Origin of the sequence: Halopenitus salinus, from assembly GCF_042662125.1 — an archaeon.
GTDB lineage: Archaea > Halobacteriota > Halobacteria > Halobacteriales > Haloferacaceae > Halopenitus > Halopenitus salinus.
The window spans coordinates 119,479-144,606 of record NZ_JBHSXL010000001.1 but is presented as its reverse complement, the minus strand read 5'-3'; the positions used below and the strand labels follow the sequence as shown (position 1 = coordinate 144,606).

The following is a 25,128-nucleotide window of genomic DNA, read 5'->3' as shown; positions in this document are numbered from 1 at the left end:
CCGAACTTCGGCCGAACTTTTAACACCGTCGGCTGGACTACTATATAAATGCGATGACACGGCCAACCCGTCAGCGGGAGCATGATCGCCGGCGCACGCGTCAAGACGAGGAGCAAACGGCCGAGGAGGGTGAAGACGAGGCGGCCGCCGACGAGATCGACGTCGACGACCTCGATCCCGAGGAACTGACGCGGACGGCCGACGGGGAACTCATTCACGAGGAGACCGGCCTCATCATCGAGGAGGAGCGGATCGACCCCGGCCCCGAGTGGCGGGCGTTCAACCACTCCGAGCGCCAGGAGAAGTCCCGTGTCGGTGCCCCGACCACGAAGACGATGCACGACAAGGGGTTGACGACGACGATCGACTGGAAGGACAAGGACGCCTACGGCCGGTCGCTCTCCTCGGAGAAGCGCTCGCAGATGCACCGGCTGCGCAAGTGGCAAGAGCGCATCCGCACGAAGGACGCGGGCGAGCGAAACCTCCAGTTCGCGCTCTCGGAGATCGACCGCATGGCCTCCGCGCTCGGCGTGCCCCGGTCGGTCCGGGAGGTCGCGTCCGTGATCTATCGACGGGCGCTCGACGAGGACCTCATCCGCGGCCGGTCGATCGAGGGCGTCTCCACCTCCGCGCTCTATGCCGCCTGTCGCAAGGAGGGGATCCCCCGCTCGCTCGAGGAGATCTCGGAGGTCTCGAGGGTCGAACGCAAGGAGATCGGCCGGACGTATCGGTACATCTCCCAGGAGCTCGGACTCGAGATGCGGCCCGTCGACCCGAAGAAGTACGTTCCCCGCTTCTGTTCGGAGCTGGAGCTCTCCGAGGAGGTCCAATCGAAGGCCAACGAGATCATCGAGACGACGGCCGAACAGGGTCTCCTCTCGGGCAAATCCCCGACGGGCTACGCCGCGGCGGCGATCTACGCCGCCTCGCTTCTGTGCAACGAGAAGAAGACCCAACGCGAGGTCGCAAGCGTCGCGCAGGTGACCGAGGTCACCATCCGCAACCGGTATCAAGAGCAGATCGAGGCGATGGGCATCCCGAGTTAGCCGAACTGCGATCCTAACCCGCGGTCGGACCGCCCCGAACGGATCGCCGATCGAACCGGCCCGAACGGATCGCCGATCGAACCGGCCCGAACGGATCGCCGATCGAACCGGCCCGAACGGATCGCCGATCGAACCGGACAAGCTTCAAGCCGGTCGGTCACGAAGCCATGATCGAATGCGGCTCGACGAGTTCGTGGAGTTCGAGCGGAACGAGCGGGCCGAGCGGCGACGCCTCGCCGAGCAGAAGGACTACGCGATCCTCGACCACGTCGAGACCTTTCAGGACCGCTTCGAGGAGTCGCTTTCGGGCGATTCGCTCGTCGGCTCCGTCTCGCCGTCGATCTTCGTCGGACGATCGAACTACCCGAACGTCTCGACCGGAATCCTCTCTCCGGTCGGTCGCGAGGACCGGGCCGATCAGTTCCGGACCTCCGGCGCCTGGTACGACGAGGGCGTCTCCATCGCGGACGTCTTCGAGCGACGGACCAGCCTGCTCAACTCCAACCGTCCCACCGACGTCGACTCCGTCCACGACGCCTGGGACGGCTGGCTCGGGACCCAACGCGAGGTCGCGATCGCCGACCGGCCGGTGGACGTCGAGATCGGCCTCGGGTCGAAGCCCGACCTCGATCTCGACGTCGACGCGACCGACATGGGCGCCCCGGTCGGACCGAGCGCCCGCGCCCGGGATGCGACCCTCGGCGAGAATCCACACGTGCCGCGACCCGTCGAGAAGACCCTGGAGGACGACGACTGGCGCGCCCAGGGGGCGATGACCTACCTCTATCGCCGCGGGTTCGACGTCTACGACATCAACTCGATCCTCTCGGCCGGCGCGCTCGGCCGCGGCGAGAACCGCCGGCTCGTGCCGACCCGCTGGTCGATCACGGCCGTCGACGACACGATCGGCCAGTACCTCCGCGGGACGATCCGCGACGCGCCGAGCGTCGACGGCGTCGAGATCCACCGCAACGAGTACCTCGGGAACGCCTTCTGGGTGATCCTCGCGCCCGGCCGGTGGGAATACGAGCTGATGGAGATGAAGGCGCCCGGCAGCGTGTGGAACCCGGATCCGGAGGCCGGAACCTACCTCGCCGCGGCCCACGAGAACCGCGAGGGCCGGACGAGCTACGTCGACGAGACCGCGGGCGCCTACTACGCCGCCCGCCTCGGCGTGCTCGAACACCTCTCCGATCGCGACCGGCAGGCCAAGGCCATCGTCCTCCGGCACGTCTCCGACGAGTACTGGGGACCCGTCGGCGTCTGGCAGGTCCGCGAGTCCGTCAGAAACGCCTTCGAGGGCGAACACGGCACCGCCGAGAGCTTCGGCGAGGCGGTCCGCGGCGTCGCCGAGCATCTGCCGGTCTCGCTTTCGGACCTTCGACGAAAGTCCACGATGGCCGCCGGGTTGCAGACCGACCTCCGGTCGTTCGTCGACGGGTGAGCCGGTCGACATCGACGGGTGACTCCACCGGTTCCGGTCGTCGTCGGCTCGGGCGTCTCGTTGCCGCTACCCCTCGAGTGCGACGTCGAGGTCCGCGAGCCGGTCGAACGTCTCCGTAACCATCTCGCCGGTCTCCGAGATGATGGCCTCCATCTCCTCGGTCTCGGCCTCCTCGACCATCCCGAGCAGTCGGGCGATCCGCATGATCGAGACGTGATAGACACGCTGTCTCCCCGGTTCGATCTGGGCGATCACCATGTTACACGGGAACAGCGCGCCGATGTCCCCGCCGGTCGCATCGAGCGCGCGGTCGGCCACCGCCGGGTTGCACGCGCCGAGCACGTAGTAGGGATCCCGGTCGGCGTCGACCTTCTCGTTCAACAGGTCGGACGGGGAGAACTCGACGGGGAAGCCGAACCCGACCGCGGAACACGTCCGACGAACGTGTTCGATCGCCGATTCGTGATCCGTCTCGAGGACCAGCTCCTCCTCGCCGAAATCCTCGCCATCGATCGCCGCGGGATCGAACGGAAGCGTCATGCCCGGTTATCCGTTCCGAGGGGAGAAAAGCGGTGGTGGTCGGTCACTCGGTCGCGACCGGTCCGCGGCCGACCACGTCCTCGACGGCCTCGATGAACGCCCGACGGGTCTCGAAGAAGGTCTCGTCGGTCTCCTCGAGCACCGCGGACAGCTCGCGCGGGCCCTCCGGCGTCCGGATCGTCGAGGAGCCCTCCTGGGCCGCGACGTCGCCGTTCGACTTCGGCCAGACGAGCCGCGAGGCCACGCGCGCCACGGGCTGTCCCTCGATCGTCCGTTCCTCGCCGAGTTCGACCGCCGGTTCCGTCTCCTCCGTTTCCTCCTCGGCGTCCTCGCTCATACCCGGAGATACCCGAGCGTCCGTGTAATTCTTTCGAAGCGATCGCTTTCGCCCCGCGCCACACCGCATTACACTGCGCCGCCCCCACCGCACCACACCGCATTACACTGCGCCGCCCACACCGCACCACACCGCTTCCCCATACCGCATCACATCGCGCCGCCCCACACCGCGCCGCCCCACACCGCGCCGCTCCGTTCCGCCTCCTCGATCCTCCTTCGTCACGCGCCCGTCTGACGTAGTGTTTTGGGGATGGACCACGAACGACGCGTATGACCAGTCTCTCGGAGGTGTACGGGGACGGGGGACGTTCGACGACGAGCCTCCGGCGGCTGTACCTCGGGGTCGGGCTCTTCGTCGTCGGCATCCTGCTCATCGTGGCCGGGATCGTCGCCGCGGGAACCGACCTCATCCCGTCGATGGAGGCCTACAGCCTCGCCGACGCGCGGTGGATCGGCGGGATCCTCGGCGGGATCGGGCTGCCGCTTTCGATGCTCGGCGTCATGAGCGTCCTTCCGGCCGGTCGAACCACTCGCGCGGCGTCGATCGTCGGCGCCTCGGTGATGGGGCTCGGGGTCGCGCTGTTCTCCTACGCGTATCCCTACCACTGGATCAACAGCCCGCGCCCGGAACTCGTCGACCTCACGCTGCCGACCGCCGGCGTCTACTTCCTCGGCGCCGCGACCACCTTCTGGTGTTTGTTCGTCGGCGTCGCCAACTTCAAGACCCGAAACGATCCCGGCGGCACCGTCACGCTGGAGGTCACCCACGAGGGCGAAACCCGCTACGTCGAGGTCGAACGCAGCCAGCTCGACGGCGTCGGCGGCGTCGGCCTGCTCGGCGGCACGCCCGACGGGTCGGTCGAGACGCAGACCAACGACCCCGACGCCAACCGGATCGGCGAGGAGGACGTCTCGGTGACCACCGGTTCGGGGTCCTCCCTCGCGTCGGGCTCGTCGACCGGCTCCCGGTCCGGATCCTCGCCGACCGGCGGCCTCGGAACCCCGAGCGTCAGCGACGGCGGCTCCGAGCCGGAACGGATCTCCACGCCGACCGGCTCCGGACGCTCGGACTCGTCCGGGTCACGAACCTCCTCGACCACTTCCGGACACTCCGGAAAGGCCGGAGACCCCGATCGGCGCGGACGCAAGGAGTGGCCCGATCCCTGCCCGGGGGGAACCGCTCCCGATCGGAGCTCCGATCGTGGGTCGGACGAACCCGAACGGCGCTCCAAGGATCGACGTTCGGAGGATCGACGCTCGAAGGGTCGGAACGGGATCGACCGGAACTCCACCGTCGAGAACGCGGGTCCGGAAACCGACGGTGGCGAGGACGAGGACGTCGAGTTCATCGAGTGAATCGCGGCCTCGCTACTTCTCGCGGTCCGAATCGTTCCCGACGTTCGCGAGTTCCTCCGCGACGCGCTCCCAGTGGCTTCCGCGCCAGAACCGGTGTCCACAGTCGCGACACCGCCAGATCGGACGGTCGTCGGGAACGTGGTCCGGACGATCGCCGGAGACGTGCGACGACCGCTCACCGTCCGCTGGGGCGTTCTCCGATCGTTCGAGCCGACCGTTGCAGCGGCCACATCGCCGCGGCTCGTCCGCGATGGTCGCGTCCACGCCCTCCTCGGCGAGCTCCGCGAGCTGGTCGGTCACCGCCCGTTCGGTCACGAGGATCGCGTCCGTGGCGCGCTCGGCGAGTTCCACGTCCCGGGTGATCAGGGTTCGGTTCTCCTCGCGCACGATCGACAGGATCCGGTCGTCATCCTCGACGCCCCGATCGAGCGCGTAGGCGGCGTCGTAGCCGCAAAACCGGAGGTATCTCGCGAGCCGGCCGCACATTACGTCGAGGAGAAACCGGGCGTTCTCGCGGCTTCGACACGCCTCGTCGTCGCGTCTTCGTTCTGTATCGTCGCCACGATCCCGATCCGTGTCCCCGTCGCGCTCCTCGCCGGTCCCGGTCTCGGAGTCGCCAGTCACGCCTCGAGGAAGGCCCGCAGCTCCTCGGCGGAGCGCGTGTTGATCACGTCCGCGCGCTCGGCCCACCCCCGCCTGGCGGTGTGGACGCCGTAGCGGACGTGCTCGAGCTCCCGCGGCGAGTGCGCGTCGGTGTCGATCGCGATCGTGGCGCCGGCCTCGATCACCGCCCGAACCGCCTCGCCGTTCGCGTCGAGGCGCGCCGGGTTCGCGTTCACCTCGACGGCCACACCCTCTCGGGCGGCCGCCTCGCCGATCCGGTCGAAATCGAGGCTCAGCCCCGGCCGCCCGTTGATGATCCGGCCGGTCGGGTGCCCGAGGACGTCGACCGCCGGGTGCTCGATCGCCCGAACGAGCCGCTCCGTCGCGCCCTCGTCGCTTCCCAGCCCGGAGTGCGGCGAGGCGATGACGATATCGAGGTCGGCGAGCACGTCCGCGTCCGTCGAGAGTCCGCCGTCGGCGTCGACGTTCGCCTCGACGCCGTGAAGAACGTCGATCGATGCCTCCTCGCGGACCGCCGAGACCGCCTCGGCCTGTTCGGCGAGTTCGTCCGCGTCCAGCCCGACGCCGCCGACGATCCCGGGACCGCTCGCGTGGTCCGTGACGGCGTGGTAGTCGTAGCCCCGCTCCGCCGCGGCCTCGACCATCTCCGCGATCGTGTAGTCCCCGTCCGACCAGTCGGTGTGGGTGTGGAGGTCGCCGCGGACGTCGCCCTCCTCGAGGAGGTCCGGAAGCCGGTCCTCGGCCGCGGCCGCCACCTCGCCCGTGTTCTCGCGGAGCTCCGGCGGGATCCACGCCATCTCCAGCGCGTCGTAGACGCCCGTCTCGGTCTCGCCGGCGACTCGATCCCCCACGCGCTGGCCGGCGTCCGGGTCGTCGACGTCGCTCACGTCGAAGACCCCGTACTCGTTCACCTTCAGCCCGCGGTCGATCGCGCGGTTGCGGACCGCGATGTTGTGGTCCCGCGACCCGGTGAAGTACTGGAGTGCGGCGCCGAACTCCTCGATCGCGACCACGCGGAGGTCGACCCGGAGCCCGTTCGCACGGACGCTCGCCTTGTTCGTGCCGGCCTCGATCGTCGCGTCCGCCTCCGGCCAGTCGACGAGCGCCTCGACGACCGCCTCCCGGTCGTCGCTGGCGACGAGCACGTCGACGTCCCCGATCGTGTCGCGCCACCGCCGGATCGACCCGCAGACCTCGAGTTTGGTCACCGCCTCCCGATCGGCGAGGTACGACAGCGCGGCGTCGGCCACCGGCCGGGCGTCGCCGAGCCGGTCGCGCTCTTGGGCCTTCCGTGCGAACGGAACGTTCTCGAGGACGTTCTCCTCGGTCTTCGCGCCGAACCCCTTGATCTCGCGGATCTCGCCCGCCTCCGCGGCCGCCTCCAGCTCGTCGAGCGTCGTGATCCCGAGCTCCTCGTACAGCGTTCCGACCGTCTTCGGGCCGACCCCCTCGACGCGGGTGAGCGCGGTCATGTCGACCGGCAGCTCCTCGCGCAGCTCCTCGAGTTCGGCGATCGAGCCGGTCCGGACGTACTCGACGATCTTCGAGGCGATCGCCTCGCCGACGCGGTCGATCTCCTCGAGCGCCGCCTCCCCCTCGCCGGCGAGCCCCTCGACCGGCGCCGGGTGATCGCGGACGTTCTCGGCCGCCCGACGGTACGCCGTGGGCTTGTACTCGACCCCCTTCGCCTCCAGGAGGTCCGCGAACTCCTCGAGGACGCTCGCGATCTCGTCGTTGCGGCTCATTCGTCCGGGTGGTTCGATCCCGACCCCCTTAAGCGAGCCGTCGAACGGGAGCGACCCCGTCGACGGGGACGCCTGAAAACAGCTAAACCCGTGGACGCGGAAGCGAGGCCATGAAACAGGCCATCGTCGCCAGGGCCGATCTCGGTATGGGCGAGGGGAAACTCGCCGCCCAGGTCGCACACGCCTCGCTTTCGGCCTACGAGGACGCCTCCTCGTCCGTCCGAAAGCGCTGGAAGGGGGACGGACAGAAGAAGGTCGTCCTCCGGGGCGACTCCGAGAGCCAGCTGTTCGAGCTCGCCGACCGGGCCGACCGCGAGGGGCTTCCCTACGCGATCGTCCGCGACGCGGGCCACACACAGCTCGAGCCCGGAACCGTGAGCGCGCTCGCGGTCGGCCCCGGATCGGAGGACCTCGTCGATCGGGTCACCGGGGACCTCCCGCTCTACTGACCGATGCGTCCCGCACACCCCCTCGAGCGCGCGGTCGGGATCGAGTGGTACGTCTCCGACGTCGAGGGGATCGGCGGTCGGCTGCGCGCGTCCCCAGAGGACTTCCGGGTCCGCGAGCTGGAGGCGTTCGAGGCCGTTCCCCTCGAGGAGCACCGCGGCGACCGCGGCGCGTACCCGGAGCTCGTCGTCCGCGTGCGGCTCTCGAACTGGGACACGAACGACTTCGCGCGACGGCTCACGAACGCGCTCGGGATCAGCCGCGAGCGCGTCTCCTGGGCCGGAACGAAGGACAAACGCGCCGTGACAACCCAGCTCATGACCGTCAGGGACGCAGATCCCGAGGCGGTCCGCGAGGTCGCGGACGCCATCGACGGGGCGACGATCGAGGTCGTCGGACTGGCCGGGCGACCGATCTCCTTCGGGGATCTCGCGGGAAACGCCTTCGAGATCCGGATCCGGGGAACCGACGTCGGCTCCGACGACCCCGATGGAAGCGCGGCCGTCGAGGACGATCCGGTCTCCCGCGCCCGCGAGATCGCCGACGAACTTCGAGCGTTCGGTCGCGGGGTGGACGCGATCGAAAGCGACGCCGGGAACGACGCTTCGGCCCCGGATCCGGGCGATCCGGTCGCGGTTCCGAACTACTTCGGCCAACAGCGGTTCGGCAGCATTCGGCCGGTCACCCACGAGGTCGGCCTCGCGATCGTTCGCGGCGAGTGGCGCGAGGCCGTCCGAACCTACGTCGGCAACCCCGCCGAGGCGGAACCCGATGACACGCGGGAGGCCCGGGCGTTCGTCGACGAGCAGTTCGCAAGCGGGGACCCGGACTGGGCGGCCTGCCTCGAGCGGGTCCCCCGCCGGCTTCGGTTCGAACGGGCGATGCTCCACCGGCTCGAGGAGTGGGACGGTGACCGTTCCGCCGGCGCGACCGACGGTGACACGGACGACGACGTGGCCGCGGACCGCGATATCGACGACCCGGGGGAGACCGACGGCGGCCGCTGGCGACACGCGCTCGAGGCCGTCCCCTCGAACCTCCAACGGCTGTTCGTCAACGCCGCCCAGTCGTACCTGTTCAACCGGATCGTGAGCGAACGGCTCGATCGGGGACTTCCGTTCCACGAGCCGGTCGCCGGCGACGTCGTCTGTTTCGCGGACGCCGACGCCCCCGAGGATCTGTCGCTTCCGGACGTCGATCGACTCCAGCGCGTGGACGAGGACCGCGTCTCGGTGATGCGACGCCACTGTGAGCGAAACCGGGCGTTCGTCACCGCGCCGCTCGTCGGGACCGACACCGAGCTGGCCGGCGGCGAGCCGGGGGAGATCGAACGCGAAGTCCTCTCCGCCGCCGGCGTCGTCCCCGACGACTTCTCGCTTCCCGACGAGTTCGACTCGAGCGGCACGCGCCGGGCGATCCTCCTTCGAACCGACCTCTCCGTCGACGACGACCTCCGGTTCGCGTTCACGCTGCCGAGCGGGAGCTACGCGACGGTCCTCCTGCGGGAGTTCACGAAGAACGGGCCCCTCGATCGGTGAGCGACCCTCGGTCGCTGGATCGCTCCCGCTCGACGCGCCCGCTTCGAGTCCGATCGCGGCGTCATCACCGAATTATAAGGATCCGGCGTACCAACCGATCGCATGGACATCGTACCCGCCTCGGTGTGGACGCTCCACGTCGCCTTCGCGGCGCTTTGGACCGGCAGCGTGCTGTTCGTGACCGCGACGGTGATACCGGCGGGCGCCGCCGGCGACGTCGGCGCCGAGGCGCTTTCGGCCATCGTCGGTCGGCTCCGCACGTTCACCCGCGTGTCCGCGCTCGTGTTGTTCCTCACCGGCGGCCACATGGCCGGGACGACCTACACCGTCGAGCGGCTGACCGGGACCGGCCGCGGTCACCTCGTCTTGAGCATGCTCGTCCTCTGGTTGGTTCTCGCGGGGATCGTCGAGGCCGGATCCGGAAAACTCCTCTCGGGGCTCGATGCGGGCAAGCTGCGCGAGCCGGTTCGCGAGTCGCGAACCCTCTTTCGTGCCGCCGCGGCGGTCTCCGTCCTCCTCTTGATAACGGGCGGCGTGCTCGCGAGCAACGTCGTCGCCTAGGCGTTCGCCGCCCGCGGACGCCTCAGTCGTCGGCCGGCGCCGGCGAGGAGAACCCGACGTCGGTGGCGTCGATGCCTAGCTCGTCGATCGCGGTCTGTGCGGCCTGCTTGCCCGAGACGAGCATCGCGCCGAAGGTCGGGCCCATTCGCGGGAGGCCGTAGGCGGTCGCCACCGACATGCCCGTGGCGATCAGTCCGTCGTGGACGACGCCCGTGTGTTCGACGACGGCGTCCTCGCTCTGGGAGACCCACATCGAGTCGTGGCCGGGCGAGTCGTGGCCGGGCGCGCCGTACTGCTCGTCGCCGGTCTCGTCCATGCCGGTGTTGTGTTCCTTCGCGTGTTGGATGCCGGGCGCCTCGAAGACGCCGCGCTCGTCGAGCTTGCTGATCGCGACGGCCTCGTGGCCGGTCGCGTCGATGACGAGTTCGGACTCGACCGCGATCGGGTCGACGCAGGTGATCTCGCGGGGCAGCGCGTGCACCGGCGTCCAGTTCATCACGATCCCCCCGACGCGGTGGTCGTCGCGGACCACGATGTCGGTGAACTCCGTCATGTTCTGGACCTTCGCGCCGGCGTCGCAGGCGGCCTTGATCAGTCCCGAACAGGCTTCCGGACCGTTCGCGACGTAGAGGTCCTCCGAGTCGGCCGCCTCGGTGTAGTCGACGTCGAGCTCGTCGAGGACGTTCTGGGCCGGGTCACGGACGGTGACCTTGTTCATCAGGAAGCCGCCGAGCCAGAAGCCCCCGCCGAGGTAGTTGTTCTTCTCCACGATCATCACCTTCACGCCGCGTTCCGCGAGTTCCTTGGCCGCCATCAGTCCCGAGGGACCGCCGCCGACGACGATCACCTCGGACTCCGAGAACTCGAGGAACTCCTCGGACCACTGTTCGCCGATCGCACGCGTGACTTCCGTCTCGCTCACGTCGCTGAACGTGTTGAACTCGGGCATACAACTGAATAATATTCCTCGGTTGTATTATCGGTTGTGGTTCTCTCCGCTCGGGAGTTCCTGAAACGATCGAGGAGCCGTCTCGCGCGGCTACCCGTTCGATGCGAATCGTCCCCGCTGTTCGGTAGAAGCGAAGCGTTCCGTCCCCTACTCGTTCAACCGCTCGACGACCGCCTGGAGGTCGGCGGTCGCCTCGACGTCCGATTTGATCCGCTCGCGTCTGCGTACCTCCTCGGCGTCGGCGTCGTAGGCGCGGACGTACTCCGCGCGCGTGTGCTCGTTGAACGCGTGGCGGATCGCGAAGTAGCCGTCGGGGACGACCGTCCCACACACCTTGCACTCGTGGCGTCGATGATCGGTCGTCTGGTGGATGATCGCGGGCTCGACGGACTCGAAGGTCTCGTGACATCCGCCGATGCCGCACGTCCAGGGGGACATGACCGGGGAAACGCTCCCGCTCGCATTAATCGTTTTCCTCGTCTTCCGACCGCTCGGTTCTCGACCCTCGATCGACCGGTCATCCTCCCGATCGACCGGCTCTCGTCTCCCGGTCGTTTCCTCCTCATCGCCCGATCGCGGTGGCCTCGCTTCCCCGCCGTTCCGCCGCGGAGCGACACGCCTTTGCTCTACGAGACAGACCCCTCGAACGTGCCAGACCGCGGGACTCGAATCGACGCGCACGTGAAGGTGCTCGACGATCGCGTCGTCGCGCGCGCGAAGGCGCGCGGACTCGACGGGATCGTCTACGCCCCTCACTTCCGCCGGCTGCCGGACGTCCGCGAGCGGGCGGAGCAGTTCTCGGACGACGACCTGCTCGTCGTCCCCGCCCGCGAGGTGTTCACCGGCGACTGGCGGAACCGTCGACACCTCCTCGCGCTCGGCCTCTCGGATCCGATCCCCGACTTCATCACCTTCGAGGGCGCGATGGCGGAGCTCGACCGCCAGGACGCCGCGATCCTCGTTCCCCATCCGGCCTTCGCCACCGTGTCGCTCACGCGTCCCGAGATCGACGCCCACGGCGCCCGCATCGACGCGATCGAGACCTACAACGCGAAGCTGCTCGCCCACCAGAACCGACGGGCCGGGGACATCGCGGACGACCTCGATCTCCCCGCGTTCGGGTCCTCCTACGCCCACCTGCCGTGGACGACCGGGGAGGCTTGGACGGACTTCGAGGGGGACCTCACAACCGAGGCGGACGTCGTCGAGGCGTTCAAGACGGCCACGCCCCGCCGAGTGGTCCACCGATCGGACGCGGGCCACCACCTCGCCGGCGCGGTCGAGTTCGCCCACCTCGCCTACGAGAACACCTGGAAGCGACTCGACCGGATGCTGCTCTCCGGCGAGGACCCCACGAACCCCCACGGGGTCTTCTACGAGGGTCGGTTCGACGACGTCGCGGTGTACTGACGCCCGGCCGTCGCCACGGTCGACGACCTCAGATCCCGATCGCCTGCGAGACCGTCGCCACGTCGACGTCGAGGTCGACGACGTAGGTGTGGACGGCCCAGAAGGCGGCGATCTCGAGGGCGGTGATGATCACGGTCACGAGGTCCGCGTACTTGCTGGAGGTGGTCACCCCGAACGGCAGCGAGAACTCGCTGTCGGAAAGGGGGTGAAACAGCGCGATCCCTCGCCTGCTGCCGATCAGATCGAGCAGGTAGTGGGTGAGGACGCCGACCCAGACGAACTGGAGGTTGTCGAAGACGATCGGATAGGCCATCACGACCGCGAGCACCGGCAGGCTGTGGAGCGTCTTCCGGTGTTTGCCGAAGGCCGTATCCACGTCCGGGAACAGCGCCCCGAGGACGATGGGGACCGTGATCTGGGCGATCTTCCGTCCCGTGGCGACGTCGACGGCGGGCTCGAGCACGAATCCGAGTCCGACGGCGAGCAACAGCGCGTTCAGCACGTGGCCGCGTTTGTTCATCGAGCGGGTATCGGACGCCCCCCGACTCAAGCGTTTCCCACTCGAGCGCGCTCCCCGCGAGCGGTCCGCCCCATCACAACGCGTTTTTACCGCTCGCAGCCCTCCATCCGACATGGACTGCAGGCGGTGTGGAACGCCCCTCGATCGCCCGGGGGACTACTGTCTCACCTGCAACACCGCCAACTGCGACGGCGTCGTCGTCGAGTTTCGCGCCGACCGTGCCGAGTTGACGATGATCGAGGAGTCGACGGTCGTCGGCCGGACCACGATCACGACGATCCCCGAACGCGACGGCGAGGAGCTGGAGACGGTCCAGACGCGGAACTTCGCCGGCCGCGTCGCCGACGAGATACGTCGCAAACGCCCCGAGACCGTCTACGCCGCGGGCGAGCGCGACCCGCTCCGGGAGGCGCGCGCACAGCTCCACTACGAGTTCTACCGGGTTCCCGACGAGGAGGACCTCGTGGGCTGGGTGCTCGATCGCCGCGGCGAGCGCAGCCTCGAGGTCGTCGAGGCGGCCCCCGCCGAGAAGATCGGCGGCACCCACTCGACGCTCATCGGCGGTCGACCCGGTCGGACGGCGATCCGAACGGTCGCCGAGCATCCCCACGTGAAGAAGATCGTTCCCGGCCCCATCGACGCCGGCGGAACGGGCTCGCGAACCGGCCTCCGTGCGAAGGCGACGAGAGCCGACACGAACGGCAACGTCAGACTCCTGTTGCGGGACGGATCGAGCGTCCAGGAGAACCGCGTCGTCACCACCGCGATGGACCCCGAGACCGGCGAGCGCGTTCGAAGCGACCTCAACGAGGCGCTTCGGGACGCCGAGCTACAGGACGCCTGAGCGATCGAGGCGTTCGCGACGATCTCTCCCGTCGATCAGACGAATCGCTCGGCCAGCCGCTCGGCCGCCTCCTCGACGCGCGGCGTCACCAGCGCGAACCGGATCCAGTCCGTCCGGGTGGTCCCGAAGGTGTCGCCCGGCATGCCCGCGACGCCGATCTCGTCGATCAGCCGCTCGACGTTGGCTGTCGTCCCGGGATACCCCTCGAAGCGCGCGAGCACGTAGAAGCCGCCCTCCGGGGTCGTGTACTCCGCGCCCGCCGCCTCCAGCGCGTCGGTGAACGCTGCGATCCGCTTCTGCATCCGTTCCCGTGCGGCCTCCTGGTAGGCGGGGTCCATCCCCTCGAGCGCGTGGAGGACCGCGTACTGGGAGGGCCGCGGGCTCGCAACGTTGACGAGCATGTGTCTGGTCCGGGCGGCGTCGGCGTGTTCGGCCGGGAATACCCCGTACCCGACCCGGAATCCGGTGATCGCGAGCGACTTCGAGAAGCCGTCGGTCACGATCCGGTTGGGCGAGTCGACCGCGAGCGCGCTCTCGAACTCGCCGGCGTAGTCGAACTCGCGGTACACCTCGTCGGCCACGACGAGCGCGTCGTGGCGCTCGGCGGCCTCGATCACGGCCTCGACCGCCGCCGGATCGTAGACCGCGCCGGTGGGGTTGTTCGGCGTGTTCAACACGACGAGGGCGGTCTCGTCGCTCATCGCCGACCGGATCGCGTCGAGGTCGATCCCGCCGTCACGCTCGGTGGGAACGATTCGGGGGGTTCCGCCGAGCAGCTCCACCTTCCCCGGGTAATACGGGTAGACGGGATCGAGGAGGATCGCCTCGTCGCCGGCGTCGCGTTCGAACGCCCGCGCCATCGCGAGGTAGTTCGCCTCGCCGGTCCCGACGGTGATCACGACCTGATTCGCGTCGACCCCGCGGCGCCGGGCGATCGTCTCGCGTAGCTCGCGGAGGCCGTCGCTCGGGGGATACTGGAACGCGTCGGACTCGAGGTCGGCGTACGCCGAGAGCGCCTCCCGGAGCGCGGCCGGCGGCCCCCAGTCGGGGTTGCCGCTCACCATGTCGATGACGTCGCCGTCGGCCTCCGCGGCGTACTGCATCACCTGGAAGAACTTCGGCTCCTCGTAGTCCATGGCCGCCTCAGCCCTCCAGGCGGTCGCGAAGCAGGGCGTTGACCTCGCCGGGGTCCGCGGAGCCGCCCGTCCGCTGCATGACCTGGCCGACGAGGAAGTTGATCGCCCCGTCGTCGCCGTCGTGGTAGTCGGCGACCGCCTCCGGGTTCTCCTCTATCGCCCCCTCGACGGCGGCCTCCACCTCGCCCGTGTCGGCCGTGCCGAGCCCCTCGCGTTCGACGATCGTCTCCGGGTCCTCGCCGGCGTCGAGCATCTCGCGCAGGACGACCTCCTCCGCGTTCTTCGCCGTGAGCTCGTCCTCGTCGACCAGCTCGATCAGCCGCTCGAACTCGTCCAGGCGGTCGTCGACCTCGAGTATCCCCATGTCGCGGTAGTGCAACTCGCCGAGCAGGTTGTCCGCGACCCACGTCGCGGCCAGGTCGGGATCGAAGGTCTCGGCGATCTCCTCGAAGAAGTCGGCTATCTCGCGGCTGGAGGTGAGCTTCGAGGCCGACTCCTCCTCGAGGCCGTACTCCTCCCGGAAGCGCTCGCGTCTCGCGTCCGGCAGCTCGGGGATCGCGATCGACTCACGCCAGTCGGACACCTCGAGGGCGGGGAGATCGCCCTCGCGGAAGTAGCGGTAGTCCTTCTCCTCCTCCTTCGAGCGCATCGAGACGGTGATTCCCCGCGATTCGTCCCAGTGGCGCGTCTCCTGTTCGACCTCGCGGCCGCGACGGACGGCGTTCCGCTGGCGGGTGACCTCGTAGGCGAGCGCCTTCTCCGCGCCCCTGTGGCTCGAGATGTTCTTCACCTCGGTGCGGTTCGCCTCCGCGAGCGCGTCCGCGGGGATCGACCCGTCCGACTCGACCGCCGACTCGGGCACGAGCGAGATGTTGGCGTCGACGCGCAGGCTGCCGTCGCGGTTCGCATCGAAGACGCCGAGGTACTCGAGGACCTCCTCGAGCTTCGCGAGGAACGCCCGCGTCTCCGCCGGCGACCGGAAGTCGGGCTCCGTGACGATCTCGACGAGCGGCGTGCCGGCCCGGTTGTAGTCGATCAGGGTGTACTCCGCCGTCTCGATCGACCCGCCCTCGTGTCGCAGGGAGCCCGGGTCCTCCTCGAGGTGTGCGCGGGTGATCCCGATCGACCGGCGCGTTCCCTCGACGGATATCTCCAGCTCGCCGTCCGCGCAGATCGGCGCGTCGTACTGGGTGATCTGGAAGTTCTTCGGCAGGTCGGGGTAGTAGTAGTTCTTCCGGTGGAACGTCGTCCGCTCGGGCACGTCGGCGTCGAGGGCCTTGCCGATCTTCACGGCCGCCTCGACGGCCCCCTCGTTGAGGACCGGAAGCGCCCCCGGCAGGCCGAGACAGGTCGGACAGGTTCGGGCGTTCGGACCTTCGTCCTCGGTCGGCTCCGTCGAACAGCCGCAGAAGATCTTCGTGTCGGTTTCGAGCTGAACGTGGACCTCCAGCCCGATGACGACCGCCAGCTCCTCCCGTGCGGTCTGGGTGCTCATTGGAACACCGTTGTGAGTGCGCTGTGTAAAGCGTGTCGGGTCGCTGTGTAGCGCGTATCGGGTCGCTGTGGACGTGTCGGGTCGTTTCGTTCTCAGAGGAGCCCCTGCTCGCGGTCGAGTCCGGCCACGATCGCGGCGTGCGGGAGCGTCAAGGTCGCGACCGTCACCAGATAGACGCCGATCAGCTCGACCGGCGTCCCCGGTGAGCGCGGGACGGCGACGACGATCCCGCCGAGGAGAAGGAGCCCGCCCGCCGAAAGCGGCGCCGCGTCGCGAGCGAACCGCCGCAGAGCCGGGGCGATCCGCCCCGCCGAAAGCGACGGCGTCGACCGGGCGTCGAGCGCCGTCGCCCGCACGACGTGTCGAAGCGAGTGCCAGACGCAGAAGTAGGTCCCGACCGCGAGCACCGGCGGGACGAGCCCGAAGAAGGCGACGAGCAGCGCCGTCTCGCCCGCGTCGAGCACCCACCCGCGAACGGCATCCATCCGGCGTGCCCGAACGCCGCCGACGGCGAGCGTCCAGGCGGCGAGCCCGCAGATGCAGACGAGGATCGCCACCCGCACGTCAGCACGGAGGAACGGCTCCAGGGCCGCCGCGGCCGCTTCGCCCGCCGCGGCCGCTTCGCCCGCCCCGGCCGCTTCGCCCGCGAACGGACGAACGAGCAGCTCCGCGACGGCCGAAAATCGGTCGGGAAACGCGACGAGCGGGAGCCCCATCGGGATCGCGCCCCGAACCGCCGCGGTCGCGGTCCGCATCCCCCGCGTCTCGAGGTGTTCGGCGCCGGCGAGCGACGCCAGCGGATACAGCTCGCCGGTCCCCCAGTGGAACCACGTCAACGCGATGAAGCCCCCGAAGGCCGCCATCGGTCTCGTGAACCACGCGATCGCGTACAGTCCGCCGAGGACCGCGTAGACGACCCCGACGCTCGCGAACCAGCGCCGACCGGGGCGCTCGTCCCTCGCTCGCGGGAGCAGCAGGTGGTCGACCGCGCCGTGGGGCAACCCGAGCACGACGACGCTCGCCGCGAGCGGGATCCACCGGTACCGCGGCGGCACGGACGCTCCGAGCGCGAACGCGGCCGTCATCCCGGCGAGTATCGCCCACCCGGGCAGGAACGCGACGCGCGCGAGGGTCTCCCGGGTCGCTTTCGGTTCCCGGGTCGCTTTCGGTTCCCGGGTCGCTTTCGACTTCTCCCTTGCGCCCGGATCAGTCATCGATCCCCTCCCCGTTCCGTCGTGGCGGTCCCGTTGCCAGCTGCCGTTCCCGTTCCCGACTCGACCAGTCGGACGTACGCGAGGAGTCCCTGAACGAGAAACACGTTCGTGGCGAGGAAGAACGCCCCCTCCTCGATCGGCAGCCCGAGGGGCGTGATCCCCGTCGTGTGGTCGCTCGAGATCCGCCAGAGCCCGAGTCCGATGGCGATCCGGTCCGCGAGACAGAGGTAGAGCGTCGGCACGCACACGCCGAGCGCCAGCGTTCGCCGTCGCCGGACGAGGGCACGCCAGTCGTAGGCCCACTGCACCGCGAGGACCGGCCCCGCCCACAGGAGGACCGCGCCGAGGTACGCTGCCGATCCGTCGAGCCATGCCGATCCCTCGAGCGGTGACGACCCGCCGAGCAGCGTCCACCCGACGGCGCCGACGAAGATTCCGGCGAGGGCGCCGACGAGACGGTCCCACGGGGACATCGACGGCGACCCGACCGCCGAAAGCTGGAACTGCGCGGTCCACGCCAGCGTCAACACGGGCTGTAACAGGAAGAACGCGTACTCGCCGAGCGGGACCCCGAGGATCCGTCCCGCCACCACGCCCTCGCCGTACCACCATACGCCGGCTTCGATCAGCCACGCGTCCCACGGCGTCGTGTACGCGACCGCCGCGATCGAGAGGATCGCCGTGGCCTCGAGCAGTCGTCGGTCGAGACGCGAGCGGCGCCACGAGACGGCGACCAGCGCGAGGATGGGCGGCGCGAGAAACAGCGCGTGAAACTCGAAATAGGTGAGCGGTGGGATCATGTGGTGGTGGGAGGCTCGCGCGGTCGGCCGATTCGATCCGGATCGACGTCTCCTCCCGAGGACGCCCCGGGGACGCCCCGACGACGACCCTCGGCCCGTAGATTCTTAACACAGTGGGCGGAAGACGATCCTGCGCACTCGACGTGCGCAACGGAGGGGAAGCGCGCCTGCAAGCACAGCTTCCCCTCCGCGGCCCCCAAACGGGAGCGTTCGCCGGTTCGCGCCGATGCGATAAAGATGTGACGTGTTCTCACGCCACTCTACGGCGTCGATCGCCGTCGTCGCGCCCGATTGCGGGTCGAGCCGAAGGAGCCACGATGAAGATCGGATTGACCTGCACGAGGTGTGGTGCGCGTCTCGAGCGCGCGAGCGAGAACCGCGAGTTGACCGAGACGATCGACTGTGAGTGTGGTGCGATGTACGCGGTGACGGTCTCGACGCTGCGGGGCTAGCATCGGCCCGGTCGGCGACGTCGGTTCGGCCGGGACTGCCTTCCCGCCGATATCGACCGGGACTGTCTCCCCGCCGATACCGGCCGGGACTGCCTCCCCGTCGATCGACGGAGCGCTTTTCCGATCGTCCAACGGAAACTCGGACATGGAGCGGACGCCGTCCGGGACGCCTGTCGGCGTCGACGACCCCTACGCGGTCGCCGGCGTCTGTGATCACCTCACCGACGACGGTCGGTGCCGATACGCCCTCGAGAACGCCGGCGACGATCGTGGATTCATCGCCGACCGACGTCGTGACGGGTACGCCTGCCACGTCGGCGAGGCCGATCGCTGGCGCGCGTGTCCCCACTATCGATCGACGACGGACGGTCGAAGCTGTCGCCGCTGTGGACTCGAGGAGGTTCGGATCGCCCACGAGGACGCCCGTCCGCTGCTGGAGGAGCATCACCTCGCGTACGCCGACGCGCCGTCCTCGGTGCAGTTCGACGAGGAGGACGACCCCGGTGGCGGGGGCGAAACCGATCGCCGGAGCGGGGACGACGAGGGGAACGCCGGCCCCCACGAGATCACCGTCTCGCTGTGTCGGTGGTGTCACGCGAAGGTGCACGGCTCGTTCGCCCGGATCGACGACGACGCGAGTCCCGATCCGGAGGCGATCGCCGAACGCGAGCGTCGGCGAAGCGCGGAGCTGTCCGAACTCGAGTTCGAAACCGCACGCGATCGATACGACGGCGAGGAGTGAGTTCCCTTTCGGTCCGCCCCGTCAGTCGTTCCCCTTCGGGCGCACGACGTCGGCGAGCGCGACGAGGAGGCCGAGCAACCAGCCGGTCGGGATCGCGAGCGCGAACCACATCAGGACGTAGCCGGTCCCCTCGAGCGTGAAGTTCGCCCGGATCCACGCGTTGAGTCCGCCGAACGCGAGCAGGGTGTCGAGGATCCACACGGCGAGTTCGGTGCTGTTCGGAAAGATCACGTTCCCGAGCGACGGCGTAAAGAGGGCGGCGACGACCGGCGGGAGGAAAAGCGCCGTCATCGCGAAGGGATACGCGAGCGCGACGCTCGTCCCCCTGCCGCCGACCTTCGCGAAGAGCGCCGCGAGGCCCGCGGAGACGACGGCGACCACGCTGGCCGCGGCGACGGCGAGGAACGCCTCCGCCGAGAGCTGGATGCGCGTGATTATCGTCAATAGCCCCCACACGAGCGTCGCGACGCCGACCGCGCCGACGATCCCGAGGCGGGTCGCAGCGGAGTCCAGCCGCGCGGCGTAATACCGCGTCGCGAACCCGACGAGCAGGAGGGGATAGCCGATCACGACGAGCGGGATCCCGATCGCGGCCCAGAGGTTGTAGGCGGCCTTTTGTGGTGTCGTCTCGGGCTTCCAGCGGCCGAGGACGCTGCCCGCGTCCAGCTGGCGTGGGAACACGAGCTCCATCCACGTCGCGTGAAGTCGCGCGACGTCGATGCGGATCGCGCCGAGCAGACCCGGTGTCCGTGGTTCCATTGTGCACCACTCACTCGCGGGGTAACGTGAACTTTGTGTCTTTCCGGATTCCGTCTGACGTTCCCCGACCTGCTTCGAGCCCGTCGTCCTCGGGCGTATCGATCAGGACTAGTCCCCGCCCCAGCGGCTGGATCCCTCGAGGAACCGCTCCTTGGCGAAGCGTCCGAGCAGCGAGACGTCGCTCGCGTGCAACAGCTTCCGGAAGGCGCCCCGGTCGCCGGCGTTGATCCGTGCCAGCGTATCGTTTCCCGTGCTCCGAAGGTCGCGCATGAGCCGATCGTAGCGGTCGTTCGAGGCGAGGTAGAGGAGCTCCGTCATCAACAGCCGGCTTCGGACCCGCGGGGCGACGCGATCGTGCCAGAGGTCGTCGTAGATCGACATGTTCGCCGCCGAGGTGTCCGGCTCCGCGGGCGTGAGACAGCGGTCGGCGGTTGCGGCGGCTGCGCGCCCCGACTTCATCCCCTTGTGGATCCCCTCGCCCCAGAGCGGGTCGATCGTCGGCACCGTGTCGCCGATCGCCATGAACCCGTCCGTGCTCAACTCGTCGGGCAGTTGAATGTGGGCGGACCCGCGGTGGACCTTCCCCTCGATCCGGGTCGCATCGGCGAACCGCGGGTCGGACTCGAGCCAGCGGTCGAGATAGCCGTCGATCGTCATCCCCTCCTCGGCGTGTTCGCGATGGCGGTCGTTCTGGATGTAACAGAGCCCGACCTTCGCCGTGTCGCCGCCGGTGTGGAAGATCCACGAGTAGCCGCCGGGAGCGACGTCGTGATCCAGCCGCAACATCATCGCGCCGTGGAGGTCGGCGTAGCCGGGCGCGTCGACGTCGATCCCCTCGAGTTCCCACTCGATGCCGATCGCCTGGTTCTCCCGTTTGAGGTCACAGACGTCGAGCGCCTTCGCCAGCGGCGCCGCGGGGCCGGTCGCGTCGATCACGACGTCGGCGTACACCTCCTCGCTGCCGTCGTAGCGGACGCCGACGACCGATCCGTCCTCCTCGATCGGCGCGGTCGCGCGCGAGTCGAAGCGGTATTCGGCGCCCCTCTCGCGGCCGTCGGCGACGAGCCAGCGTTTGAACTCGGCGAACTCGAGGACCGCCCCGGGCTGGTCGCGCACGTAGAAGTCGTTCGGCGACTCGAGGACGACGGAGTCGGTGAACTGCATGACGACGTCGTCGGGCACGCCGAAGGCGGCCATCATGGAGGGGAAGGTTCCCGCGGTCGATTTGTTGCTTTGACGCGGGAACTCCGCTTCCGGCTCCGTCTCGAGCACGAGGACGTCGTAGTCCCGCGCCGCGAGGTCGCGGGCACACTGGGCGCCCGCGGGGCCGGCACCGGCGATGACGACGTCGAAACGATCGCTCATACCCGAACGTGTCCCGTATCGCTAATGAGTGTTGTTGATACGCCTCGTTCCTCCGGCGAATTCCGTCCCTTCGAGGCGGTCGAAACGAGGGATGAAGCGGTCGTTTTCGAACCGGGCTGAACCGGCCGCGCTTCAGTAGAACTCGCGGACGAGGTCCATCGCGTCCTCGGGGGCCCCGTCCGGAATGTCTGACATGTCGGCGTCGACGCCGTGACGCTCGCCGTAGGGGACCGACTCGTCGTCGCGGTAGAGGACGCCCTGATACTCCTTTTCGGAGTCGAGGATGACGTCCTTTGCCGCCTCGCGGTCGGTCGGGTCGTGGTCGGTCTCCGCGAGATCGACGAGCGAGTCGCGGAAGTAGTCGTAGGTGTCGACGTCGTTGAAGGTGACACACGGCGAGTAGACGTTCACGAAGCCGAACCCGTCGTGTTCGATCGCCTCCTGAACGATCTCCTGGTGGCGCATCGCGTCCGAGGAGAACGACTGGGCGATGAACGACGCCCCGGAGGCCAGCGCGAGCGCGTGCGGGTTGACCGGCGGCTGCTGGGGACCCTCCGGCGTCGTCGAGGTCTCGAAGTCCGACCGCGAGGTCGGCGAGGCTTGCCCCTTCGTGAGCCCGTAGATCCGGTTGTCCATCACCACGTAGGTCATATCGACGTTCCGCCGCACCGCGTGGACGAAGTGGCCGGCGCCGATGGAGTAGCCGTCGCCGTCGCCGCCGGCCACCATGACCTCGATGTCGGGTCGCGCGAGTTTGACTCCCGTCCCGACCGGAAGCGCGCGCCCGTGGACGCCGTGGAGCGCGTAGCTCCGCATGTAGGTGCCGATCTTGCCCGAGCAGCCGATGCCGGCGACCACGAAGGTGTTGTCGGGATCGTTGCCCGTCTCCGCGAGGGCCTTCATCATCCCGTTCATCGTCCCGAAGTCGCCACAGCCCGGACACCACGTCGGCTGTTTGTCCGTCTTGAAGTCGGTGAATCGAACGTCTGAGCTCATGAATTACGCCTCCAGCGTCTCCGTTATCTCACGTGCGAGCTCGTCGGCCTTGAACCGCACGCCGGTGTATTTGTTGATGCGTTCGACCCGCTCGAGCACGTCGTGTTCGATCAGGTCGGCGAACTGTCCGGTCGCGTTACACTCCACGACGATGACGTTCTCGGCCGCGCGAACGTCCTCCGTCAGATCCGGCCGGGGGAAGACGTAGGGCACCGAGACGACGCGGACGTCGATCCCGTCCTCCTCGAGGAGCTCGAGCGCCTCGACGAGCGCGCCCTCGTTCGAGCCCCACGTGATGACGAGGGTGTCCGCGTTCTCCTCCCCGAACTCACGGGGTTCCCAGTCCTCCCGTTCGCGTGCGGTGTCGACCTTCCGGGACCGCTTGTCGACCTGCTCGACGCGCATCTCCTGGTCCTCGGTCCGACGACCGAGTTCGTCGTGTTCGAGCCCCGTCGACATGTGTGCACCGCCGTCGGTGCCCGGGAAGGCTCGCGGCGAGATACCGTCCTCGGTCACCTCGTGGGGTTTGAACTGTTCCTTTTCGGTCTGGTGTGCCTCGATCGAGTCGTCGTCGACCACGAAGCCGCGGTCGATCTCGACGTCGTCCATGTCGAACCGCTCCGGCTCGAAGGTCTGTTCGGTCACGGCCAGCGACAGGTCGGCGGTGAGGTAGACCGGCGTCTGGTACTTCTCGGCGAGGTTGAACGCCTCCACCGTCTTCCAAAAGCACTCGTCGATCGTGGTCGGGGCGACGACGAACCGCGGGATCTCCCCGTGTCCGCCGTACAACATCCCGTTCAGGTCGCCCTGCTCCTGTTTCGTCGGCATCCCCGTCGAGGGTCCCGACCGCATCACGTTACAGATGACGAGCGGGGTCTCCGAGGTGGCGACCAGCCCGAACGTCTCCGTCATCAGGTCGATCCCGGGACCGGAGGTCGCCGTCATCGATCGCGCGCCGCCGCGGGCCGCGCCCAGCGCCATGTTGATCGCGGACAGCTCGTCCTCCGCCTGCACGACGTGGCCGCCGTATCGCTCGATCCGTCCCGTCAGATACTCCATCACGTCCGTCGCGGGCGTGATCGGGTAACCGGAGTAGAACCGACAGCCGGCGGCGATCGCGCCCATGCCGATGGCCTGGTCGCCGTTCAACAGGACGTAATCGTTGTCGGTGGTCTCAAGCTCGTAGTCGAACTCGTGGTCGAACTCCTCGTCGACGTACGACTGGCCCGCGCGGGCGGCCTCCTTGTTGTTCTCGACGAGCTTTTTCCCCTTGTTCCCGAACCGCTTTTCGAGCGCGGAATCGAGGTTCTCGATCGGGAAGTCGGTGACCTCACAGGCGGCCCCGAGCGCGACGACGTTCCGCATGATCGCGCCGCCAGCCTCCTCGGCGAGCCGCTTGAGCGGGACGTCGAGCCCGATCATCCCCTCCGGGATCTCGATGTCGGCCATCGTGGTTCGTTCGCCGTCGTAGATGATGACCGACCCCTCGTGGAGTTCCGGGCGGTTCTCCTCGATCGTTCGGGGCGTCAACGCGATCAGGACGTCGAGCCGGTCGACGACGCTCTGTACACGATCGACCGACGTCCGCACCTTGTAGGCGGTGTAGCCGCCGCGGATCCGGGACGCGAAGTCCTTCGAGGTGAAGACGTGCCGACCCGAGCGTGAAAGCGCCTGGGCGAAGATCTTGCCCGTCGAGTCGATGCCATCGCCGGCCTCCCCGCCGATGGCCCAGTTGAAGTCCGCAGGCATTCTGTTTCGGTGGTTCTCTTGCACCAATCAAAAGACTTCTGAAAGCCCACCCACAACTAATCCTCACGATCGTCTACTTATAACCCGAATTTCGGTGTGTAATCTCCCGAAAGCGAATTAGCATGGGTATTCATCCCGGAATGTCAATCACATCTCGACGATCCGGGGACGGCGATCGGGCGAGGGTTTCGACGGGCGTCGAATGGCCTCGTCCCACGAGCCTCACCTGCTCCGTCGACCCCACCCGCTTCGTTCGAACTGGTGGACCCACTGGTCCGGTCGTCGAAGTCGTCCGTGACGGGACCCGTCGCCGAAGTCATCCGTAACGGACTCCCCAGTCATGGTCATCCGCGACGGGAACTGGTTTGTGTGTGAGCGATCAACCGTTCGTATGGACGCGACCGTCACCGTGGCCGCCGTCGAGGAGGTCGGACCCGACACCGTTTCGATCACCTTCGAATCCCCGGCGGGGTTCGAGGCCGAACCCGGACAGTTCCTCAAGCTCACCGGCGTCGTCGACGGCGAGGAGTACTCGCGGTTCTACACGCTCTCCTCGCCGGACGTCGAGTCGACCTTCGAGACGACCGTCGCCATCGATCCCGATGAGGGCGGTCCCTTCTCCGAACACCTCGCGTCCCTCTCGCCGGGTGACGAACTCGAGATCGAGGGTCCCTTCGGGAGCGACTACTACGAGGACGAACCGCGGGTCGTCGTTCTCGCCGGCGGTCCGGGGATCGGCCCCGCGGTCGGCATCGCCGAGCGCGCGACGGCGGACGGCAACGAGGTCGCCATCGTCTACCGCGACGCGACGCCGGCCCACCGCGATCGGCTTGATGCACTTCGCGAGCGCGGCGCGACCGTTCACCTCCTCGAGGACGACGCGGCCGAACTGGCCCCGAGCGTCGCCGACGTCGTGACCGGCGCCGACGGCGAACAGGTGTTCGTTTACGGGTTCGCGGACTTCCTCGAGGAGGCGACCGCCGCCCTCGAGGCGGCCGGAGCGGACCGCGACGCCGCGAAGATCGAGAACTTCGGGTAGGGTGTCGGCTCCCTAACC

The 25,128-nt window shown here is 68.6% G+C and carries 26 protein-coding genes; 11 read left to right on the top strand and 15 right to left on the bottom strand.

Going from position 1 to position 25,128, the window contains the following annotated elements:
• Positions 1–53 precede the first annotated feature (53 nt).
• Positions 54–1,046 carry a transcription initiation factor IIB gene (locus ACFQE9_RS00690; RefSeq protein ID WP_379738962.1) on the top strand — a complete coding sequence of 331 codons (993 nt, stop codon included), beginning with the start codon at positions 54–56 and terminating at the stop codon, positions 1,044–1,046.
• A gap of 175 nt (positions 1,047–1,221) precedes the next feature.
• A complete protein-coding gene (gene nreA, locus ACFQE9_RS00685; protein ID WP_379738959.1) occupies positions 1,222–2,490 on the top strand; it encodes a DNA repair protein NreA in 1,269 nt (422 codons plus the stop codon).
• A gap of 66 nt (positions 2,491–2,556) precedes the next feature.
• Here nreA and ACFQE9_RS00680 read toward each other — a convergent pair whose 3' ends face one another.
• Together ACFQE9_RS00680 and ACFQE9_RS00675 are read right to left on the bottom strand one after the other, a co-directional pair.
• Entirely contained in the window at positions 2,557–3,030 is a 474-nt protein-coding gene (locus ACFQE9_RS00680) for a DUF302 domain-containing protein (protein WP_379738956.1), read from the bottom strand.
• Between the two features lie 43 nt (positions 3,031–3,073).
• Complete coding sequence (locus ACFQE9_RS00675; protein ID WP_379738953.1) at positions 3,074–3,367, bottom strand: DUF5789 family protein; 294 nt, start codon at positions 3,365–3,367, stop codon at positions 3,074–3,076.
• Positions 3,368–3,639: 272 nt separating this feature from the next.
• On the opposite strand from ACFQE9_RS00675, the gene ACFQE9_RS00670 reads away from it, so the two are divergent.
• A complete protein-coding gene (locus ACFQE9_RS00670) occupies positions 3,640–4,725 on the top strand; it encodes a cell division protein CdpA domain-containing protein (protein ID WP_379738951.1) in 1,086 nt (361 codons plus the stop codon).
• Positions 4,726–4,737: 12 nt separating this feature from the next.
• Here the strand turns inward: ACFQE9_RS00670 and ACFQE9_RS00665 are convergent, their stop codons facing one another.
• Together ACFQE9_RS00665 and polX are read right to left on the bottom strand one after the other, a co-directional pair.
• Positions 4,738–5,349, bottom strand: coding sequence for a Mut7-C RNAse domain-containing protein (locus ACFQE9_RS00665; protein ID WP_379738948.1), 612 nt, complete (start codon positions 5,347–5,349; stop codon positions 4,738–4,740).
• On the bottom strand, positions 5,346–7,094 hold the full coding sequence (polX, locus tag ACFQE9_RS00660) for a DNA polymerase/3'-5' exonuclease PolX (protein ID WP_379738945.1): 1,749 nt from the start codon (positions 7,092–7,094) through the stop codon (positions 5,346–5,348). The genes ACFQE9_RS00665 and polX overlap by 4 nt, the downstream gene beginning before the upstream one ends.
• Positions 7,095–7,204: 110 nt before the next feature.
• On the opposite strand from polX, the gene pth2 reads away from it, so the two are divergent.
• From pth2 to ACFQE9_RS00645, 3 genes are all read left to right on the top strand, one after another.
• The gene (gene pth2 / locus ACFQE9_RS00655; RefSeq protein ID WP_379738942.1) at positions 7,205–7,543 is read left to right on the top strand and encodes a peptidyl-tRNA hydrolase Pth2; all 339 of its coding nucleotides are present in this window, start codon (positions 7,205–7,207) and stop codon (positions 7,541–7,543) included.
• A gap of 3 nt (positions 7,544–7,546) precedes the next feature.
• Positions 7,547–9,079, top strand: coding sequence for a tRNA pseudouridine(13) synthase TruD (gene truD, locus ACFQE9_RS00650; RefSeq protein WP_379738939.1), 1,533 nt, complete (start codon positions 7,547–7,549; stop codon positions 9,077–9,079).
• 102 nt (positions 9,080–9,181) lie between these two features.
• Positions 9,182–9,640, top strand: coding sequence for a transporter (locus ACFQE9_RS00645; RefSeq protein WP_379738936.1), 459 nt, complete (start codon positions 9,182–9,184; stop codon positions 9,638–9,640).
• 22 nt (positions 9,641–9,662) lie between these two features.
• On the opposite strand, the gene ACFQE9_RS00640 is transcribed toward ACFQE9_RS00645, so the two are convergent.
• Both ACFQE9_RS00640 and ACFQE9_RS00635 read right to left on the bottom strand, forming a co-directional pair.
• Positions 9,663–10,589 (bottom strand): sulfide-dependent adenosine diphosphate thiazole synthase, encoded by a 927-nt coding sequence (locus ACFQE9_RS00640; protein WP_379738933.1) that lies wholly within the window; start codon positions 10,587–10,589, stop codon positions 9,663–9,665.
• A 147-nt stretch (positions 10,590–10,736) separates the two neighbouring features.
• Entirely contained in the window at positions 10,737–11,027 is a 291-nt protein-coding gene (locus ACFQE9_RS00635; RefSeq protein ID WP_379738930.1) for a DUF7565 family protein, read from the bottom strand.
• A 210-nt stretch (positions 11,028–11,237) separates the two neighbouring features.
• Between ACFQE9_RS00635 and ACFQE9_RS00630 the strand changes: the two genes are divergently transcribed.
• Entirely contained in the window at positions 11,238–11,999 is a 762-nt protein-coding gene (locus ACFQE9_RS00630) for a PHP domain-containing protein (RefSeq protein WP_379738927.1), read from the top strand.
• Between the two features lie 28 nt (positions 12,000–12,027).
• On the opposite strand, the gene ACFQE9_RS00625 is transcribed toward ACFQE9_RS00630, so the two are convergent.
• A complete protein-coding gene (locus ACFQE9_RS00625; RefSeq protein WP_379738924.1) occupies positions 12,028–12,519 on the bottom strand; it encodes a metal-dependent hydrolase in 492 nt (163 codons plus the stop codon).
• Between the two features lie 112 nt (positions 12,520–12,631).
• Between ACFQE9_RS00625 and ACFQE9_RS00620 the strand changes: the two genes are divergently transcribed.
• Entirely contained in the window at positions 12,632–13,363 is a 732-nt protein-coding gene (locus tag ACFQE9_RS00620; protein WP_379738921.1) for a DUF2103 domain-containing protein, read from the top strand.
• Between the two features lie 35 nt (positions 13,364–13,398).
• On the opposite strand, the gene ACFQE9_RS00615 is transcribed toward ACFQE9_RS00620, so the two are convergent.
• The 4 genes from ACFQE9_RS00615 to ACFQE9_RS00600 form a co-directional block, all read right to left on the bottom strand.
• On the bottom strand, positions 13,399–14,499 hold the full coding sequence (locus tag ACFQE9_RS00615) for a pyridoxal phosphate-dependent aminotransferase (protein ID WP_379738918.1): 1,101 nt from the start codon (positions 14,497–14,499) through the stop codon (positions 13,399–13,401).
• Between the two features lie 7 nt (positions 14,500–14,506).
• A complete protein-coding gene (gene gatB, locus ACFQE9_RS00610; RefSeq protein ID WP_379738915.1) occupies positions 14,507–15,994 on the bottom strand; it encodes an Asp-tRNA(Asn)/Glu-tRNA(Gln) amidotransferase subunit GatB in 1,488 nt (495 codons plus the stop codon).
• A gap of 92 nt (positions 15,995–16,086) precedes the next feature.
• Positions 16,087–17,208, bottom strand: a complete 1,122-nt coding sequence (locus ACFQE9_RS00605) for a Brp/Blh family beta-carotene 15,15'-dioxygenase (protein ID WP_379738912.1) — start codon at positions 17,206–17,208, stop codon at positions 16,087–16,089.
• Positions 17,205–18,008 (bottom strand): lycopene cyclase domain-containing protein, encoded by an 804-nt coding sequence (locus tag ACFQE9_RS00600; protein ID WP_379738909.1) that lies wholly within the window; start codon positions 18,006–18,008, stop codon positions 17,205–17,207. The genes ACFQE9_RS00605 and ACFQE9_RS00600 overlap by 4 nt, the downstream gene beginning before the upstream one ends.
• Before the next feature lie 317 nt (positions 18,009–18,325).
• Here ACFQE9_RS00600 and ACFQE9_RS00595 point away from each other — a divergent pair, with 317 nt between their 5' ends.
• Both ACFQE9_RS00595 and ACFQE9_RS00590 read left to right on the top strand, forming a co-directional pair.
• Positions 18,326–18,460, top strand: a complete 135-nt coding sequence (locus ACFQE9_RS00595; protein ID WP_379738906.1) for a hypothetical protein — start codon at positions 18,326–18,328, stop codon at positions 18,458–18,460.
• Positions 18,461–18,605: 145 nt separating this feature from the next.
• A complete protein-coding gene (locus ACFQE9_RS00590; protein WP_379738903.1) occupies positions 18,606–19,202 on the top strand; it encodes a DUF7097 family protein in 597 nt (198 codons plus the stop codon).
• Positions 19,203–19,223: 21 nt separating this feature from the next.
• Here the strand turns inward: ACFQE9_RS00590 and ACFQE9_RS00585 are convergent, their stop codons facing one another.
• From ACFQE9_RS00585 to ACFQE9_RS00570, 4 genes are all read right to left on the bottom strand, one after another.
• On the bottom strand, positions 19,224–19,961 hold the full coding sequence (locus ACFQE9_RS00585; protein WP_379738900.1) for a hypothetical protein: 738 nt from the start codon (positions 19,959–19,961) through the stop codon (positions 19,224–19,226).
• Positions 19,962–20,069: 108 nt separating this feature from the next.
• Entirely contained in the window at positions 20,070–21,326 is a 1,257-nt protein-coding gene (locus ACFQE9_RS00580; protein WP_379738897.1) for a digeranylgeranylglycerophospholipid reductase, read from the bottom strand.
• A gap of 132 nt (positions 21,327–21,458) precedes the next feature.
• Complete coding sequence (locus ACFQE9_RS00575) at positions 21,459–22,322, bottom strand: 2-oxoacid:ferredoxin oxidoreductase subunit beta (RefSeq protein WP_379738894.1); 864 nt, start codon at positions 22,320–22,322, stop codon at positions 21,459–21,461.
• A gap of 3 nt (positions 22,323–22,325) precedes the next feature.
• Positions 22,326–24,071, bottom strand: a complete 1,746-nt coding sequence (locus ACFQE9_RS00570) for a 2-oxoacid:acceptor oxidoreductase subunit alpha (protein ID WP_379738891.1) — start codon at positions 24,069–24,071, stop codon at positions 22,326–22,328.
• A 391-nt stretch (positions 24,072–24,462) separates the two neighbouring features.
• On the opposite strand from ACFQE9_RS00570, the gene ACFQE9_RS00565 reads away from it, so the two are divergent.
• Positions 24,463–25,110 carry an FAD-dependent oxidoreductase gene (locus ACFQE9_RS00565; RefSeq protein WP_379738888.1) on the top strand — a complete coding sequence of 216 codons (648 nt, stop codon included), beginning with the start codon at positions 24,463–24,465 and terminating at the stop codon, positions 25,108–25,110.
• The last annotated feature ends 18 nt before the right edge of the window (positions 25,111–25,128 follow it).

Excerpts from the sequence above, each read along its gene's own strand:
- ACFQE9_RS00690 (WP_379738962.1), top strand. The coding sequence starts at position 54 with ATGACACGGCCAACCCGTCAGCGGGAGCATGATCGCCGGCGCACGCGT.
- nreA (WP_379738959.1), top strand. The coding sequence starts at position 1,222 with ATGCGGCTCGACGAGTTCGTGGAGTTCGAGCGGAACGAGCGGGCCGAG.
- ACFQE9_RS00680 (WP_379738956.1), bottom strand. The coding sequence starts at position 3,030 with ATGACGCTTCCGTTCGATCCCGCGGCGATCGATGGCGAGGATTTCGGC.
- ACFQE9_RS00675 (WP_379738953.1), bottom strand. The coding sequence starts at position 3,367 with ATGAGCGAGGACGCCGAGGAGGAAACGGAGGAGACGGAACCGGCGGTC.
- ACFQE9_RS00670 (WP_379738951.1), top strand. The coding sequence starts at position 3,640 with ATGACCAGTCTCTCGGAGGTGTACGGGGACGGGGGACGTTCGACGACG.
- polX (WP_379738945.1), bottom strand. The coding sequence starts at position 7,094 with ATGAGCCGCAACGACGAGATCGCGAGCGTCCTCGAGGAGTTCGCGGAC.
- pth2 (WP_379738942.1), top strand. The coding sequence starts at position 7,205 with ATGAAACAGGCCATCGTCGCCAGGGCCGATCTCGGTATGGGCGAGGGG.
- truD (WP_379738939.1), top strand. The coding sequence starts at position 7,547 with ATGCGTCCCGCACACCCCCTCGAGCGCGCGGTCGGGATCGAGTGGTAC.
- ACFQE9_RS00645 (WP_379738936.1), top strand. The coding sequence starts at position 9,182 with ATGGACATCGTACCCGCCTCGGTGTGGACGCTCCACGTCGCCTTCGCG.
- ACFQE9_RS00640 (WP_379738933.1), bottom strand. The coding sequence starts at position 10,589 with ATGCCCGAGTTCAACACGTTCAGCGACGTGAGCGAGACGGAAGTCACG.
- ACFQE9_RS00635 (WP_379738930.1), bottom strand. The coding sequence starts at position 11,027 with ATGTCCCCCTGGACGTGCGGCATCGGCGGATGTCACGAGACCTTCGAG.
- ACFQE9_RS00625 (WP_379738924.1), bottom strand. The coding sequence starts at position 12,519 with ATGAACAAACGCGGCCACGTGCTGAACGCGCTGTTGCTCGCCGTCGGA.
- ACFQE9_RS00620 (WP_379738921.1), top strand. The coding sequence starts at position 12,632 with ATGGACTGCAGGCGGTGTGGAACGCCCCTCGATCGCCCGGGGGACTAC.
- ACFQE9_RS00615 (WP_379738918.1), bottom strand. The coding sequence starts at position 14,499 with ATGGACTACGAGGAGCCGAAGTTCTTCCAGGTGATGCAGTACGCCGCG.
- gatB (WP_379738915.1), bottom strand. The coding sequence starts at position 15,994 with ATGAGCACCCAGACCGCACGGGAGGAGCTGGCGGTCGTCATCGGGCTG.
- ACFQE9_RS00605 (WP_379738912.1), bottom strand. The coding sequence starts at position 17,208 with ATGACTGATCCGGGCGCAAGGGAGAAGTCGAAAGCGACCCGGGAACCG.
- ACFQE9_RS00600 (WP_379738909.1), bottom strand. The coding sequence starts at position 18,008 with ATGATCCCACCGCTCACCTATTTCGAGTTTCACGCGCTGTTTCTCGCG.
- ACFQE9_RS00595 (WP_379738906.1), top strand. The coding sequence starts at position 18,326 with ATGAAGATCGGATTGACCTGCACGAGGTGTGGTGCGCGTCTCGAGCGC.
- ACFQE9_RS00590 (WP_379738903.1), top strand. The coding sequence starts at position 18,606 with ATGGAGCGGACGCCGTCCGGGACGCCTGTCGGCGTCGACGACCCCTAC.
- ACFQE9_RS00585 (WP_379738900.1), bottom strand. The coding sequence starts at position 19,961 with ATGGAACCACGGACACCGGGTCTGCTCGGCGCGATCCGCATCGACGTC.
- ACFQE9_RS00580 (WP_379738897.1), bottom strand. The coding sequence starts at position 21,326 with ATGAGCGATCGTTTCGACGTCGTCATCGCCGGTGCCGGCCCCGCGGGC.
- ACFQE9_RS00575 (WP_379738894.1), bottom strand. The coding sequence starts at position 22,322 with ATGAGCTCAGACGTTCGATTCACCGACTTCAAGACGGACAAACAGCCG.
- ACFQE9_RS00570 (WP_379738891.1), bottom strand. The coding sequence starts at position 24,071 with ATGCCTGCGGACTTCAACTGGGCCATCGGCGGGGAGGCCGGCGATGGC.
- ACFQE9_RS00565 (WP_379738888.1), top strand. The coding sequence starts at position 24,463 with ATGGACGCGACCGTCACCGTGGCCGCCGTCGAGGAGGTCGGACCCGAC.